This window comes from Vreelandella janggokensis (assembly GCF_031451615.1).
GTDB lineage: Bacteria > Pseudomonadota > Gammaproteobacteria > Pseudomonadales > Halomonadaceae > Vreelandella > Vreelandella janggokensis.
The window spans coordinates 337,505-350,892 of sequence record NZ_JARWAJ010000002.1; the positions used below are offsets into that span (position 1 = coordinate 337,505).

General features: G+C 57.6%; 15 protein-coding genes. 6 read left to right on the plus strand and 9 right to left on the minus strand.

Annotation, left to right across the window (positions count from 1 at the left end; translation table 11 throughout):
* Nucleotides 1–43: 43 nt before the first annotated feature.
* A complete protein-coding gene (locus tag QC816_RS08335; protein WP_309781588.1) occupies nucleotides 44–256 on the plus strand; it encodes a hypothetical protein in 213 nt (70 codons plus the stop codon).
* A gap of 28 nt (nucleotides 257–284) precedes the next feature.
* On the opposite strand, the gene QC816_RS08340 is transcribed toward QC816_RS08335, so the two are convergent.
* The 4 genes from QC816_RS08340 to QC816_RS08355 form a co-directional block, all read right to left on the minus strand.
* Nucleotides 285–1,340: an AbrB family transcriptional regulator gene (locus tag QC816_RS08340; RefSeq protein ID WP_309781589.1), complete on the minus strand. Its 1,056-nt coding sequence runs from the start codon at nucleotides 1,338–1,340 to the stop codon at nucleotides 285–287.
* Nucleotides 1,341–1,434: 94 nt separating this feature from the next.
* A complete protein-coding gene (locus QC816_RS08345) occupies nucleotides 1,435–2,928 on the minus strand; it encodes a tripartite tricarboxylate transporter permease (protein ID WP_309781590.1) in 1,494 nt (497 codons plus the stop codon).
* Nucleotides 2,929–2,940: 12 nt separating this feature from the next.
* Nucleotides 2,941–3,390 (minus strand): tripartite tricarboxylate transporter TctB family protein, encoded by a 450-nt coding sequence (locus tag QC816_RS08350; protein WP_264824711.1) that lies wholly within the window; start codon nucleotides 3,388–3,390, stop codon nucleotides 2,941–2,943.
* Nucleotides 3,387–4,379, minus strand: a complete 993-nt coding sequence (locus tag QC816_RS08355; protein WP_085919660.1) for a Bug family tripartite tricarboxylate transporter substrate binding protein — start codon at nucleotides 4,377–4,379, stop codon at nucleotides 3,387–3,389. Before QC816_RS08355 ends, QC816_RS08350 begins: the two co-directional genes overlap by 4 nt.
* A 139-nt stretch (nucleotides 4,380–4,518) precedes the next feature.
* Here QC816_RS08355 and QC816_RS08360 point away from each other — a divergent pair, with 139 nt between their 5' ends.
* Genes QC816_RS08360 through QC816_RS08370 form a run of 3 tightly spaced genes read left to right on the plus strand, consistent with a single transcriptional unit; the run spans nucleotide 4,519 to nucleotide 7,621 of the window.
* Entirely contained in the window at nucleotides 4,519–5,187 is a 669-nt protein-coding gene (locus QC816_RS08360) for a response regulator (protein ID WP_309781591.1), read from the plus strand.
* Nucleotides 5,184–6,581 carry a sensor histidine kinase N-terminal domain-containing protein gene (locus QC816_RS08365; RefSeq protein ID WP_309781592.1) on the plus strand — a complete coding sequence of 466 codons (1,398 nt, stop codon included), beginning with the start codon at nucleotides 5,184–5,186 and terminating at the stop codon, nucleotides 6,579–6,581. Before QC816_RS08360 ends, QC816_RS08365 begins: the two co-directional genes overlap by 4 nt.
* On the plus strand, nucleotides 6,581–7,621 hold the full coding sequence (locus QC816_RS08370; protein ID WP_309781593.1) for an ABC transporter substrate-binding protein: 1,041 nt from the start codon (nucleotides 6,581–6,583) through the stop codon (nucleotides 7,619–7,621). Before QC816_RS08365 ends, QC816_RS08370 begins: the two co-directional genes overlap by 1 nt.
* 27 nt (nucleotides 7,622–7,648) lie before the next feature.
* On the opposite strand, the gene QC816_RS08375 is transcribed toward QC816_RS08370, so the two are convergent.
* The 4 genes from QC816_RS08375 to QC816_RS08390 all read right to left on the minus strand — a co-directional run bounded on the left by QC816_RS08375 (nucleotide 7,649) and on the right by QC816_RS08390 (nucleotide 10,757).
* Nucleotides 7,649–8,125, minus strand: coding sequence for a LabA-like NYN domain-containing protein (locus QC816_RS08375; protein ID WP_264824714.1), 477 nt, complete (start codon nucleotides 8,123–8,125; stop codon nucleotides 7,649–7,651).
* A 30-nt stretch (nucleotides 8,126–8,155) separates the two neighbouring features.
* A complete protein-coding gene (locus QC816_RS08380) occupies nucleotides 8,156–8,875 on the minus strand; it encodes an LrgB family protein (protein WP_085919665.1) in 720 nt (239 codons plus the stop codon).
* 3 nt (nucleotides 8,876–8,878) lie between these two features.
* Nucleotides 8,879–9,232 (minus strand): CidA/LrgA family protein, encoded by a 354-nt coding sequence (locus QC816_RS08385; protein ID WP_309781594.1) that lies wholly within the window; start codon nucleotides 9,230–9,232, stop codon nucleotides 8,879–8,881.
* A 217-nt stretch (nucleotides 9,233–9,449) separates the two neighbouring features.
* Nucleotides 9,450–10,757: an ATP-grasp domain-containing protein gene (locus QC816_RS08390; protein WP_092824581.1), complete on the minus strand. Its 1,308-nt coding sequence runs from the start codon at nucleotides 10,755–10,757 to the stop codon at nucleotides 9,450–9,452.
* A 365-nt stretch (nucleotides 10,758–11,122) separates the two neighbouring features.
* Here QC816_RS08390 and QC816_RS08395 point away from each other — a divergent pair, with 365 nt between their 5' ends.
* Nucleotides 11,123–11,611 (plus strand): pyridoxamine 5'-phosphate oxidase family protein, encoded by a 489-nt coding sequence (locus QC816_RS08395; protein ID WP_085919670.1) that lies wholly within the window; start codon nucleotides 11,123–11,125, stop codon nucleotides 11,609–11,611.
* Nucleotides 11,612–11,646: 35 nt separating this feature from the next.
* On the opposite strand, the gene QC816_RS08400 is transcribed toward QC816_RS08395, so the two are convergent.
* Nucleotides 11,647–12,816 carry an alpha-hydroxy acid oxidase gene (locus tag QC816_RS08400; protein WP_085919671.1) on the minus strand — a complete coding sequence of 390 codons (1,170 nt, stop codon included), beginning with the start codon at nucleotides 12,814–12,816 and terminating at the stop codon, nucleotides 11,647–11,649.
* Between the two features lie 340 nt (nucleotides 12,817–13,156).
* Between QC816_RS08400 and QC816_RS08405 the strand changes: the two genes are divergently transcribed.
* Entirely contained in the window at nucleotides 13,157–13,363 is a 207-nt protein-coding gene (locus QC816_RS08405) for a cold-shock protein (protein WP_085919672.1), read from the plus strand.
* The last annotated feature ends 25 nt before the right edge of the window (nucleotides 13,364–13,388 follow it).

Sequence of the window (13,388 nt, forward strand, 5' to 3'; positions counted from 1 at the left end):
GGGGCCCCGACACACTGTCGGGGCCTTTTTAGTTTACGAACTCATGAATCAAAGAACCATGGCGTTCATGGTTTGCTACTCTGCCCGCCACTTGCTCGACGAGCCCCATCTGGTCACCGCCGCCTCGGCTGGCTCGCGATGGTGGCCCTGCCATGTTCCAGCCGCTGCATTCAGCGGCGCTCAGTGCCCCCATCAAGCACGCGAAGAGAGTTGGTTCGAGCGAGCAGGGGGCCAACGCTCAGGGCGGTTGCGGTAATGCAGGCCTGGGCACTCACAGCGAATCGCTAGTCTTTGACTACCATCCGCCTGAGCAGCAGAGGCAGCAGCAACATCAGTAGCGTGATACGTAGCAGGTGGTGAGTGGTAACAAAGGCAGGGTCGATACCCAAGCTCAGTGCAACCAGGCTTAACTCCGGGGCACCGCCGGGCATGTAGGCGAGCAGCGCTGCCGCGGCGGAATACCCGGTGAGCAGGTGGCCTGCCCAGGCCGCGATAATGGCGAGAAACAACAGTACCAGGGCCTGAATGACGGCCATCAGTAGCGCCATGCCCACCGCGCCAAGCTTGGCGCCAGCAAAGCGCACGCCCACGGAGATACCGATGATCACCTGGGCGAACGCAATGATCGCCGGGGGCACCGCGGCGTGGGTGAGGCCGGAGAAGTGCAGTACCCCTGAAACCAGCGCCGGGCCGAACAGCAGCGGGCTGGGCAGCCGAAGGATCTTGCCCAGCGATACGCCGCTGATGCCCGCCGCCAACAGCCAGCCGATATCTATCGGGGTTGGCATCCATAGCCACTGTGACAATGCGGGCGTGGCACCGCCAATATCGACATGGCCGATAAACTGCAGCGCAGGCGGAATGGCCACCAGCAGCACCAGGATACGCACGGCGTGGGTAATGCCGATAATGCGTAGATCGGCACCGGAGGAGAGCGCCATCCCCGTCACCGTGGAGACCCCGCCAGGCACGCCAGAGTAGAGCGACGTCTCCCAGGAATGCCCGGCCACGCGGCAGGAGAACCAAACCGAGAAGGTCATCATTACCGCCGTGGCGATCAGCATGACGGCAAGGCTGATACCCCAAAGGCTGGCGTCGCCGGTCATCTCCGGTGTGAACGCTGAACCGAGCATGACCCCAATGACCACCAGTACCCCCTTGCGCCCCTTGCGCGGTGACTCAAGAGGGACGCCCGCCAGAGAGGCCAAGGTGGTGGCGATCATGGCGCCCAGTAACCAGGGGAGGGGAAGTTGTAGCCAGTAAGCCAGCCCACCCCCGACAATCCCGAGCGCCAACGTCGGCAGAAAACGACCCAGCGAGCCTATCCGTGCTGCCAGCATGGCTTTCAATCTCCTTTTAGCGTTAAAACCCCGGCAGTTGAGAACATCTGCCGGGGCGGTCGTGTCGAGCGATCGGCGTTTGGCTTTTCGTCAATCAGCGTCTGGCCGCAAGCATCTTCGGCACTGCCCAGGGCAGCACCAGCAGCAAGGCAGCGGCTATCCACAGCCCCAGTGAAATACCCGACTGCCATAGGATGCCGACATCACCACCGCTAATGGACAGCGCGCGGCGCAGGTTCTGCTCCATCAAGCCACCCAGCACGTAGCCAAGAATCACGGGGGCCAGGGAGAACCCCAGCTTGCGCAGCAGGTAGCCAAACACGCCGATGATCAGCATCAGGTAGATGGCAAACAGGTCGGAGTGCAACTGGTAGACGCCGACGAACGCCAGGATAGCAATGGCGGGTACCAATACCCAGCGCGGGATGGTCAGCACGCGGGCAAATACGCCAGCCAGCGGCAGGTTCAGCATCAGCAGCACAACGTTACCGATGTAAAGCGAGGCGATCAGGCCACCGGCCACTTCCGGGCGCTCGGTGAACATCATCGGTCCTGGGGTGATGTTGTAAAGCATCAGCGCGCCCAGCAATACGGCCGTGGTGCCCGAGCCGGGAATGCCTAACGTCAGCATGGGCACGAAGGAGCCCACCGCGGCCGCGTTGTTGGCTGACTCTGGCGCTGCCAGGCCGCGCATGTCGCCCTTGCCAAAGGTATTGTCCTTGTCGGAAAGGCGCTTTTCGGTAGTGTAGGAGACGGCGCCCGCCACCGACGCCCCGGTCCCGGGGAGAACGCCGATGATAAAGCCGAGCAATCCCGACCGGCCGATAGCACCTTTACAGGCGATAACTTCCTTGAGGGTGACAAAGACACGACCCAGCGGCGGGAGCTTGCCGTCGTACTCCGAGCGGTGAGCATGCTCAAGCATCAGCAGAATTTCGCTGATGGCAAACAGCCCGATGATCATCACCACAAAGTCGATGCCGTCGTAGAGCTCGGGCAAACCGAAGGTATAGCGCAACACGCCGCTGCCGGAGTCGATACCCACGGTGGCAATCAGCACGCCGAGCACCGCGCCAATGGCGGTCTTGATAGGATCCTTGCCCATCATCACCGACATCGAGGAGAAAGCGAAGATCATGAGCGCAAAAAATTCGGCCGGGCCGAACATCACCGCGACTTCCGCCAGCAGCGGTGCGAAAAGTGTCAGGCCGATAATGGCAATGGTGGCGCCAATGAAGGAGCTAACGGCCGAAAGGCCTAGCGCGGGGCCGGCAAGCCCTTTCTGTGCCAGCGGGTAGCCGTCCAGGGTGGTCATGACCGCTCCGGCATCACCGGGCACATTGAGCAGGATGCTCGACATGCGTCCGCCGTATTCGGCGCCGGTGTAGACGGCGGCCAGCAGGATCAGCGATGACTCCGCCGGCAAGCCGAGGGTGTAGGCCAACGGCATCAGAATGGCGATGCCGTTGATCGGGCCAATACCCGGCAAGGCCCCGAACAGGGTGCCCAGCAGGGCGCCAAGGAAGGCCAGGCCCAGGTTGAGAGGGGTTAGCGCAACCCCGAAGCCGTCGATCAGGAAATCGAACATCTCAGCGATCCTTTAGATGAAGCTGGCGAACAAGTAGCCAGAAGGCAGACTGATGCCGAGGGCGGCGGTGAACAGAAAATAGCCGACAATCGACATGATAATGCCGGTGATCAGTGCCTTACCCCAGGTGGCATCAAACAGCCGCGCCAGGGCGGTGACGACCAGCATCGATGAGACGATGAACCCCAGCTGTCTGAACAAGACGGCGTAGACCAGCAGTAAAACCAGCACCAGTAACAACCGGAGCGCCAGTGTCTTGTGCGGCCAGCTACCGTTGTCGCCGGGCCTTAAGATCATGACCAGCGATAGTAAGGTCAGCAGAATCGACAGCCCCAACGGGAATGCCTTGGGGCCGACGGGCTCATAGCTGAAAGGTATCTCCAACTGAACGGCCTGGACGGCGATAAACGCCGCCAGACCAATCAGGGCAATACCCAGTACTCGGTCGGCGGCGATGCTCATTGCGTCAGACCCACTTCTTCGGCCAGCCCTTTGAACTCGGTAACCTGTTCCTTGACGTAGCTGTCGAAGTCGTCACCGAAGCGTGACATCGGGAAGAGACCACGCGCTTCACGCAGTTCTGCAAAGACAGGGTCTTCTGCCAGTGCCTGCATGCGCTCGATCCAGGCCTGGTAGGCTTCATCGCTGACCTCCGGCCCCATGTAATAGCCACGCCAGATCGGCCATTCCACGTCGTAGCCCTGCTCGGCCGCGGTAGGGATGTCGGCGTAGGGGCCACCCATCCGCTCTTCGGAAAGTGACGCCAGTACGCGGATCTTGCCGCTCTCAAGCTGAGACTTGAGTTCCGAGAGGTCGCCGGTGAACACTTGAATGTGGTCACCGAGCAATGCCGCCAGGGCCTCGCCGCCACCCTCGAAGGCCACGTAACGTAGATCTCTCGGTGACATGTCCCCGGACTTGGCAATCAAGGCCGCCTTCATCCAGTCCTGGCTGCCCACGGTTCCGCCAGCGCCGAAGGCAATCTCGTTGGGATTTTCTTTGAGATCGGCCATCAGCTCTTCGAGATTTTCCCAAGGGGCATCGGCACTGACGACGATCGCGCCATAGTCGACGCCGAGCGCGCCCAGCCAGCGCACTTCATCGGCGTCGTACTGGCCAAACTTGCCAAGCGCCAAATTGACGGCGGCACCTGTGCTGGCGGCAACGATCAGGCCAGGGTCATCGGTACGTACACCGTTGACATGGTTATAAGCCACCGCGCCAATGCCACCGGGCATGTAGCTGACCATCATCGGCTTGTTGATCATGCCGGTATCCTGCAGGCCGTTGGCGGCCAGGCGGCAGGTCAGGTCGTAGCCACCGCCGGGCTTGGCTGGCGCGATGCACTCGGTGGATTCCGGGATCGTCTGAGCGTGGGCCTGGCCCATCAACATTGCACTGCCTAGGACGGCAAGGCCAGAGGCGCGGCGAAGGATTGGGTTGATCTTCATGACGAACTCCTGTTCTCTTGTTGTCGTCGGGCGCGGGGAATGTCCGAGCCCGGTCATACCAGATGACAGTCGCCATGTTAGGCAGGCAACCTTTCACCAACCTGTCATCTTTCCAATACTGTTCTGAGACTTTAGTCACATGCGCCTAATCATCGTGGAAGACGATCCGATGATCGCCCGCTCGCTGGACAATGCGCTTGCTCGTCTGAGCAATACCGTTGATGCCTTCACGCGCGCCAGCGAGGCGCGTACGGCGTTGCAAAATGACGCTTTCGATCTTGTTGTGCTCGACCTGGGGTTGCCTGATGGCGATGGTCTTGAATTGCTGAGGGAATTACGCGAGCGAGGTGACAGGACACCGGTGCTGATCCTGACGGCTCGGGACGGTATCGACGATCGCGTCCATGGTCTCGATCTGGGTGCGGATGACTACCTTGCCAAGCCGTTCTCGGTGGCAGAGCTTGAAGCCCGTGTGCGTGCCTTGCTACGGCGCAGCCAGCAGCGCAGCGATAATCGACTGAAATACGGCCCTTTATGCCTGGATCCCACGGCGGGCGTCGCGACACTCGATGGCACAGTGCTTGAATTGCCCCGCCGTGAGCTGCGCCTGCTTGAGGGGCTGCTGTTACACGCGGGCAATATCGCCCCGCGTGAGATGCTTGAAGGGCGAGTGTTCAGCTTCGGGGACGTTGGCTCCAACGCACTGGAAGTTTACGTGAGTCGGTTGCGCAAGCGACTTCAAGGAAGCTGTCTGCGTATCCGAACCTTTCGTGGCCTGGGCTATCGCCTTGAGGAAGCGCCCAGGTGATTCACGTTCAGGGCACGCTAAAAGCGCGTCTGGCTATCTGGCTGCTCGTCATGGTCTCGGGGCTCGGTACGCTACTGCTGATGGAGGCTTATTATTCCACCCAGCGCGCGGCCGAACGCGCCTATGACAGTCAGCTTGAAGCGGCTGCACTGACGACCGCCGAGTCGGTGCAATGGGAAGGCAGCGAACCTGTCGTCAGGATTCCGCCCGCTGCCCTGCAAATTCTGGCAACCTCTCATCAGGAACGGGTCTTCTACGCCGTGCTCGACCCTGACGGACGACGTATCTCGGCCAACCTCGATATCCCCATCCCCAGGGCAGGGCGTGACAAGGCGGCCATCGAGCCCACCTGGCTTGATCTGACGCAGGCGGGTACCCGCTGGCGGTTGCACGGGAGGGAATACGACTCAGCGGGATGGGACATTCAGGATCCCGTGCAGATCTGGGTGGGGCACACGGTCAATGGGCGTCAGGCATTGGCAAAAGAGCTGTTTGATCGAGCGGTCATTCGATTTATCGCCATGGTGCTGCTGGCAGGCATCCTGATGCTGTTGGCAATGCGAGTGGCATTGAAACCGATGCGCCAGTTGCGCCATCAATTGCGACAACGCACCGCCGATGACACGCGGCCACTCAATGGCAATGTGCCGGAAGAATTGCGTGAAACGGTCGAGGCGCTTGATACGCTGTTTGCCCGCCAGCGCGAGAGCCGCGACAACCTGTTGCGCTTCACGGCGGACGCCAGCCATCAGCTCAAGACCCCGCTAGCGGGCCTGCAGAGTACCAGCGAGCTGGCTCTGCATAGCCGCGACCCTGATGAGTGGTATCGAGCCCTGTCGGATGTGCACGACGGGGCGAAACGCACCAGCCGCCTTGCCAGCCAGCTGTTGAGCCTTGCGCGCCTGCGCCATATTGAAGAAGCTGACGAGCTCAAGCCGCTCGACCTGAAAACGACGCTCCATGACACCGTGCTGGAATGGGCCCAGCGCGAGGTGGCGATGCACCACGACCTGGGGCTGGACGAGCTGCCTGCCGGGCCTGCCATGATACGGGGTCAAGCCTGGGCCCTCAGCGAGCTGCTGGGCAACCTGATCGACAACGCGCTGCGCTATACCCCCGCCGGTAGTGAGATTACCCTGGGACTCAAGACCAGCGACGATCACATCGTGCTCTATATCGAGGATAATGGCCCGGGGGTGGAGCCCGACGTTCGTCAACGGATGTTTCAGCCCTTTGAACGCGGCGGACGCCAGGATACGCAGGGGTCAGGCCTCGGTCTGGCGATTGTGGATTCCATTGCGCAACGCCATGAGGCCGATTTGCAGGTCAAAGAGAGGCAACCGCATGGGCTTCGGATTGAGTTGCACTTCCTGGCGATAAGAGGGGAACCCTGATGCACCGCCTTTGGCTGACGACGGCCCTGCTGGTTGTCTTTTTATCATCCTCTCAGCGTTTGCAAGCGATGCCGCTGGTGGTGGAAGCCGCCTTGGATCGGCAGGTCGTCGCGCCTCTTTTGGCGGCTTTCGAGCAGGCCCACCCCGCTATCGAGCTCATCTACCGTGATCGTTCCACATTGGAAGTCAATGACTTGATAGCGACAGCGGACCCACCGCCCGACGTGGTGATCAGCTCCGCCATGCCCTGGCAGATGAACCGGGTGAACCAGGGCTATGCCCAACAGCTGGATTCGGCACAGGCCAGTGAATGGCCCGACTGGGCCAAATGGCGGAATGAGCTGTTCGGCTTCACCTTCGAGCCGATCGTCATGGCTTACCGGCTTGATCTGGCGCGCCACATCCTGCCACCGCAAACGCATGCAGACCTTCACACACTGCTAAGCGAACAGCGTGAGGTGTTACAGGGTAAGGTAACCACCTATTCCCCGTCAGAAAGCGGTATCGGTTATACCCTGTTCCAGCAGGATGCCCGTTATACCGAGAGGTTCTGGGATCTGGTGACGGTACTGGGGGATGCCGACGCCCAGCTCGAAGCCAATACCCGCTCGATGCTGGAGGGACTGACGGAGGGACGCTACTGGCTGGGTTATAACCTGCTGGGTTCCTATGCCATGGTGTGGGCTCAGGAAAATCCCGAGGTGATTGTGCAGGTACCTCAGGACTATGCCCTGGTGATGATGCGAACCGGGTTCATCCACCGTGATGCGCCGAATCTGCGGGCAGCTCAAGCCTTTATGAACTTTCTGCTCAGCCGGGATGGTCAGCGTGTATTGGCGGCGCAAACACCGCTGTTCAGCGTGCGGCCCGATGTGGTCGGGCCTTACACCGCTCAACGCTTGCGCGATCAGGTCGGCGATCGTCTCTATCCCATCACCCTTAACGCCTCGGTGCTTGCCTTTGTCGATGCCCTACGCCGGGATGCGTTTATGGCACGGTGGCAGCGTGAGTTTAGTCGCTATCAGCGCGGCGATGATTAATGCACTGTTATGCCGTTTTTGTTAACGCTAACCTAGCAGCAGTTCTTTATCGATATGTATAAAACTATTTGCCTCGTTTATCAGTGAGGCGGCTGTAAACTGAGGGACGCCGTAAACCTCAACGGTTTTACCATGTTGAGTGCGGATTTTATTGACGAGTAGGTCAAAGTCCCCATCACCGGTTACCAGCACGATAATATCGGCCTGTTCGGCGTACTCTATTGCATCAAGGGCAATGCCAACATCCCAATCACCCTTGGCGGAGCCGTCCGAGCGTTGAATGAAGGGCTTTAGCTTCACTTCAAACCCAATGGCCCTTAGTATCGTTTGAAACTCGCGTTGTTTTTTATCGCCTTTGTCGATGGCATAACAAACGGCTTTCACAACGTCTCTTCCTGTCGTTGCTTGAGCCCAAAACTTATTGTAATCAAAGTTTTTCCCGTATGCTGATCGCACCGTGTAATAGATGTTTTGAATATCCACAAATATGGCGACTTTTTTCATAAAATATAACTTTTATCCCGTGAGTGGTATTCAGTTCAAGCCGAACAGTTGGCTGATCAGCGGAATCAGCACGGAGCTGAATATCCCCGTCATGCCCATCGCCAGGCCGGCAAAGGCGCCCGCGAGGGTGTTGCGTTGCATGGCATAGGCCGTTCCGAACCCGTGTGCGGCCAGGCCGAGTGCGAAGCCGCTTGACGTATGTGAACGCACCTTGAGAACGCGAAATACCAACGGGGCTAGCAGGCAGCCCATCACGCCGGTGGTCAACGATAAACCGGCGGATAGGGATGGGAATCCGCCTATCTGTTCCGAGATGCCAATGGCGATGGGAGAGGTGACCGATTTAGGGGCCATTGATAGCAACAGCGCATCGCTGGCGCCAAAAAGCTGGCCAATCAGCAAGGTGGTCACGACGGCCGTCAGGCTGCCGCTTAGGCAAACGACCAGCAACGGCAGCAGCATTTGGCGGATACGTGCACGGTGGTCATAAAGGGGCACGGCCAGCGCCACGGTGGCGGGACCCAGCAGAAAATGAATAAACTGCGCCCCTTCAAAGTAGGTGTCGTAGTCGGTGCCGCTAAGGGTCAGCAGCAGGATGATCATCAACATCGCAACCAGCACCGGATGCAGCAGCGCAGTGCCACCTGCCTTACGATTAAGCATGCTGGCTGACAGGTAAGCCCCCAGCGTAATCACAATCCAGAACAAAGGCCGAGCGTTGAAGTAAACCCAAAAAGTGGTGAGCTCCATCGCTTATTCCTTATGCTTGTATTGACGTCTTTCAAACGCCTGCAGCATCCAGCCGGTTAGCGACAAGGTAATGAGGGTGCTCAGTAGCAGCGATGCCAGAATCGTGAGCCACTGCTGGGCGAGTGTCTCTGCAAATAGCATCAAACCGACGCCTGCCGGGACAAACAGCAACGATAAATGCCGAACCAAACCCTCGGCAGGTAAACGCAGGCTATCGGGCACGCGGCCATGGAACATCAGCCCAATCAGCAGGAGTAGCATTCCCGCTACCGGGCCTGGAATTGGCCAGCCGAACCATACCATCAGCCACTCGCCCATTAATTGGCAAATCAGCAGTATCAAAAAACCCTTAACCATATGGATGACCTCGCCAGTTGTTCGGAAAGGGTCAAGCGTTGTATGTCCCTGTGGCGAGTTCACCATATCAGGGATAGTGTTGATACTCAGGAATAGTGTTGATACATGCTATGAGATGACGGACAAAACGTAAGGCGCGCCTACCAGCGTCAGGAATTTGAGTATTCCAGAGACTGATAGACGCGCCCATCGTGATACATATGGCGTTAAAGGAACGCTAGACGTAGAAGTCCAGATCCTCCTGCGCTTTCAGTAGATCCCGCATCTTGATGGGATCGTCGCCAAAGAAGAAGAGCAGGCCCCAGTGCGTCCCGAAGGCCGACCGGTCTGGCACGGTCTCTTCCGTCGGCGCGACCAGTTCATGGGACTCGAAATAGGGATGCTCGATCGTTTCTTTGGGCATCTCCAGCTTGCTGACCACGCGGCGCCTTGGGTACACACCGAAGCAGCCTGCGTAGCCTTTTGCGTCGACCACCTCGCGTGGGAAGAAGGCGGCCACTTCCTCTTTAGTACTTTTCGGGTCGAACACCAGCATTGAGGCCTGGTACGCATTGAACCCGTAGGCTTTTTCGATAAGCTCGAACGCCTTGAAGCCGGGCGGACGATAGGCAACCTCGCCAAAGTACATCTCGCCGTCAGCGGTGACGAAGTACTCGGGGTGAATCAGGCCGAACTGGATGTCGAACGTTTTAATCAGCAATTCGATCTGCTTGGTAATCGCGTTGCGCCAGCTTTCGAGTTCTTGCGTGGCGGGCACGAAGACCGAATAGCCCAGCGTCACGTATTCCGAGATGTTAAGGAACTGGATCTTGCCATCGTGTATCCAGGCTTCAACGGCAAATTCCCATCCATCCAGGTGACTTTCCATCAGCAGCGGATATTCTTCGTCGGGAATGTGTTCAATTTCTTCCACCGTACGGATCATGCGGTGGCCGAGGCAGCCAGCTTTATCGAATGCCTTGACGTGAATCGGGTCGTCCGGGTCACCATCGAGCTTGAGCAGTGTCTGGTTGACGCGCTTCATGAAGCGGATAACGTCTTCTTTCTCGTGGGCTTCCTCGAAAATCCCCACGCGAATACCGCCAAGCTGAGCACGACGTTTCATGAGGGCCTTGTCGCGGAACAGGATGGATTGCCCATACATGCGTGGACTGTCCAGAAGGACAGAGTTTATCGCACCGGACCACTCAACGGTTTCTTCAAACAGTGGGATCGCAACGTCGACGCCTTCGGCTTTCAACCTTTCGGCGATTTCCATGGACCGGTCATTCAGCCGGATAAAATCCCAGGCGATGAAGGGGATATTGTTAGCGGTGCAGAAATCTTCGGCCCATTCCGGGGCCACTACGACATAACGGCGGTCAAATTTTTGCGCCGCCTTGATCGCGTTGACACTCCAGCCGAGCAGGGCGATGTAGCCCTTGTTAGGGTCCTTCGGGGTCTCGGTACCTTTAACCGAATCCATTTCGGGGTCGCGCCAAGCGGTTACCGATTCGGGTAACTGCTTTTCTGATGTTATCGACATTCGATGTTCTCCTTTGCGGGTTAACCGAGACAGACTGCGACAACATAGGGGTGTACAAGATGAAGCAAGACGCAGTCAGTGTGTTTAGAGATGATCGACCATGTCAGCAGTAGGAACTTTTCAACACATCTACTCTAACCCTAACCTAGTCGATTCCCATGTGGATGGCAATTTGATTGTAGTATTTTCGGAAAAAGGTTGTATAAGTTTTCCTGAATCAAGGCAGGCTGGTCGAGGCGGCAGGATGGTAATGCTATGTTGCTAACGTACCACCGACACGGAGTTTGATGAAAGCGGTATTGGTGGCTAACCTTGTAAAGGTTGTGTCAAATTAATCGCATTTCATTCAACAGGAGGTTGACGTTATGTCCAGCCCTGAGCATAAGCAGAAAATATGGAAGATGATCAAAGACATTAAAGTCGGCATGCTAGTAACGCTGGATGACGATGTCCCGCGAGCCAGGCCGATGCACCTGGTGCAGGATGACTATGACGGTACTCTGTGGTTCTTTACCCGGCGCAGTGCTGAAAAGGTAACCGAAACCGAGCGTGATCATGATGTATGCCTTAGCTTCTCTGATCAGGAAGAGGGTATCTACGTGTCGCTATCGGGCAAGGCCAACCTCACCGATAGCCGCGACCTGATTGAAAGATACTGGAACCCTTTCATCGCGGCCTGGTTCCCGGAAGGCAAAGACGATCCTGACGTGGCCCTGCTGGAAGTCAAGGTGCAAATGGGTGAGCACTGGAAAGCCAAGGAAAGCAAGGCGTTCCAGCTATATGAGGTAGCCAAAGCCAACGTCAAAAAAGACACGACACCAAACCTTGGCGAAAACGAAAAGTTCGGTGGCTAGTGCAGCCGGGCGGCAACCAAGCCGTCCGTCTGGTATTAGAGCTTGACGGTGGGGTCGCCAAAGCCTTGAGGCACATACAGGTTGTGCTCACCAAGGTTGCGGGTATCGGTTTCACCGCAAAGTGCCATGGTGGTGTCCAACTCCTTGTGGATGATCTCCAGCGCCCGAGTGACGCCGGCCTCGCCCGCAGCGCCTAGCCCATAGGTGTAGGCTCTACCGATGTAGGTGCCCTTGGCACCCAGCGCAAGCGCCTTGAGGACATCCTGGCCCGAGCGAATCCCCGAATCGAGATGCACCTCCACCTTGTCGCCCACGGCGTCCATGATGGCGGGCAGCATACGGATAGAGCTCATGGCACCATCCAGTTGGCGCCCCCCGTGGTTGGAAACGATGATGGCATCCACGCCGATTTCGGCGGCACGACGCGCATCTTCTGGCGCCATGATGCCCTTGACGATCAGTTTGCCGCCCCACCACTCCTTGAATTGAGCAATTCGATTCCAGTCCAGCGATACATCAAACGCTTCCGCCGTCCAGGTTGATAATGACGAAGGGTCCGTCACCCCTTTGGCATGGCCGACGATATTGCCAAATGAGCGCCGCTTGGTTTGCAGCATTTCAAGCCCCCAGGGAATCTTGGTGGCCATGTTGGCGATTGAGCGAGGGGTCAATTTGGGGGGCGCTGACAGCCCATTCTTGATGTCTTTATGGCGTTGGCCAAGCACCTGCAGATCCACCGTCACCACAATCGCGGAACACTTCGCCGCTCTGGCGCGTTCGATCAGACGGCGCATGAAATCGTCATCTTTGAGCGTGTATACCTGGAACCAAAACGGCTTGGTGGTGTGCTCGGCAACGTCTTCAATCGAACAGATCGACATGGTCGACAGGGTGTATGGCACGCCGAATTTCTCGGCTGCCCGCGCCGCCTTGATCTCACCGTCAGCGGACTGCATGCCGGTCAGCCCCACTGGCGCCAGGGCCACCGGCATGGCCACGTCTTCGCCGATCATCTGGTTGCGCGTGGTACGCCCCGACATGTCGACCGCCACTCGCTGCTTGAGGTGGATGTGCTGAAAGTCGCTGGTGTTTTCGCGAAAGGTCTGCTCTGTCCAACTGCCCGACTCAGCATAGTCATAGAACATCTTGGGCGTGCGGCGGACATAACGACGACGGAGATCTTCGATATTGGTATAGACCGGCATGTGTAATCCTATGAAGTGTAAGAATGGCAGCAGACGTTCTCGGCAGCAGACCCAGACCACCACCAATGACTTTTTTAACAGAATACCGCCTTGAATACATAGCCCGGCATAAAATTAAACGGCAGGATGATAAGGCGTCATCGCACTCCGGTTTTTTCGTTCGCGCTGTTGACGTGTGGGTTATGAAAGCGCAAGGTGGTGGCAGTTGGATAGCAAGTTGAACGTAGTCAGTAGCATCGAAGCATCTTTAGTGTTTGAGCCTGGTGAAAGTTTCTTGTTCTACCCATCGCAACTCGGGTATTTCCCCGGCATACATTTCGCTAAATCGAGGATTTCGATCATGGCAACTGGCACAGTAAAATGGTTTAACGACGCAAAAGGCTACGGCTTCATTTCTACATCAGAAGGCGGCGACGACCTGTTTGCGCATTTCTCCGAAATTCAGGCTGAAGGCTTCAAATCCCTGCAAGACGGTCAAGAGGTTTCTTTTGACGTCACTCAGGGTCAAAAAGGCCTTCAAGCTTCCAACATTAAAGTACTGTCGTGAACGACATGCTATAACGTTGGTTACC

Excerpts from the sequence above, each read along its gene's own strand:
- QC816_RS08370 (WP_309781593.1), top strand. The coding sequence starts at position 6,581 with ATGCACCGCCTTTGGCTGACGACGGCCCTGCTGGTTGTCTTTTTATCA.
- QC816_RS08380 (WP_085919665.1), bottom strand. The coding sequence starts at position 8,875 with ATGGAGCTCACCACTTTTTGGGTTTACTTCAACGCTCGGCCTTTGTTC.
- QC816_RS08340 (WP_309781589.1), bottom strand. The coding sequence starts at position 1,340 with ATGCTGGCAGCACGGATAGGCTCGCTGGGTCGTTTTCTGCCGACGTTG.
- QC816_RS08405 (WP_085919672.1), top strand. The coding sequence starts at position 13,157 with ATGGCAACTGGCACAGTAAAATGGTTTAACGACGCAAAAGGCTACGGC.
- QC816_RS08400 (WP_085919671.1), bottom strand. The coding sequence starts at position 12,816 with ATGCCGGTCTATACCAATATCGAAGATCTCCGTCGTCGTTATGTCCGC.
- QC816_RS08390 (WP_092824581.1), bottom strand. The coding sequence starts at position 10,757 with ATGTCGATAACATCAGAAAAGCAGTTACCCGAATCGGTAACCGCTTGG.
- QC816_RS08395 (WP_085919670.1), top strand. The coding sequence starts at position 11,123 with ATGTCCAGCCCTGAGCATAAGCAGAAAATATGGAAGATGATCAAAGAC.
- QC816_RS08360 (WP_309781591.1), top strand. The coding sequence starts at position 4,519 with ATGCGCCTAATCATCGTGGAAGACGATCCGATGATCGCCCGCTCGCTG.
- QC816_RS08355 (WP_085919660.1), bottom strand. The coding sequence starts at position 4,379 with ATGAAGATCAACCCAATCCTTCGCCGCGCCTCTGGCCTTGCCGTCCTA.
- QC816_RS08385 (WP_309781594.1), bottom strand. The coding sequence starts at position 9,232 with ATGGTTAAGGGTTTTTTGATACTGCTGATTTGCCAATTAATGGGCGAG.
- QC816_RS08345 (WP_309781590.1), bottom strand. The coding sequence starts at position 2,928 with ATGTTCGATTTCCTGATCGACGGCTTCGGGGTTGCGCTAACCCCTCTC.
- QC816_RS08335 (WP_309781588.1), top strand. The coding sequence starts at position 44 with ATGAATCAAAGAACCATGGCGTTCATGGTTTGCTACTCTGCCCGCCAC.
- QC816_RS08350 (WP_264824711.1), bottom strand. The coding sequence starts at position 3,390 with ATGAGCATCGCCGCCGACCGAGTACTGGGTATTGCCCTGATTGGTCTG.
- QC816_RS08375 (WP_264824714.1), bottom strand. The coding sequence starts at position 8,125 with ATGAAAAAAGTCGCCATATTTGTGGATATTCAAAACATCTATTACACG.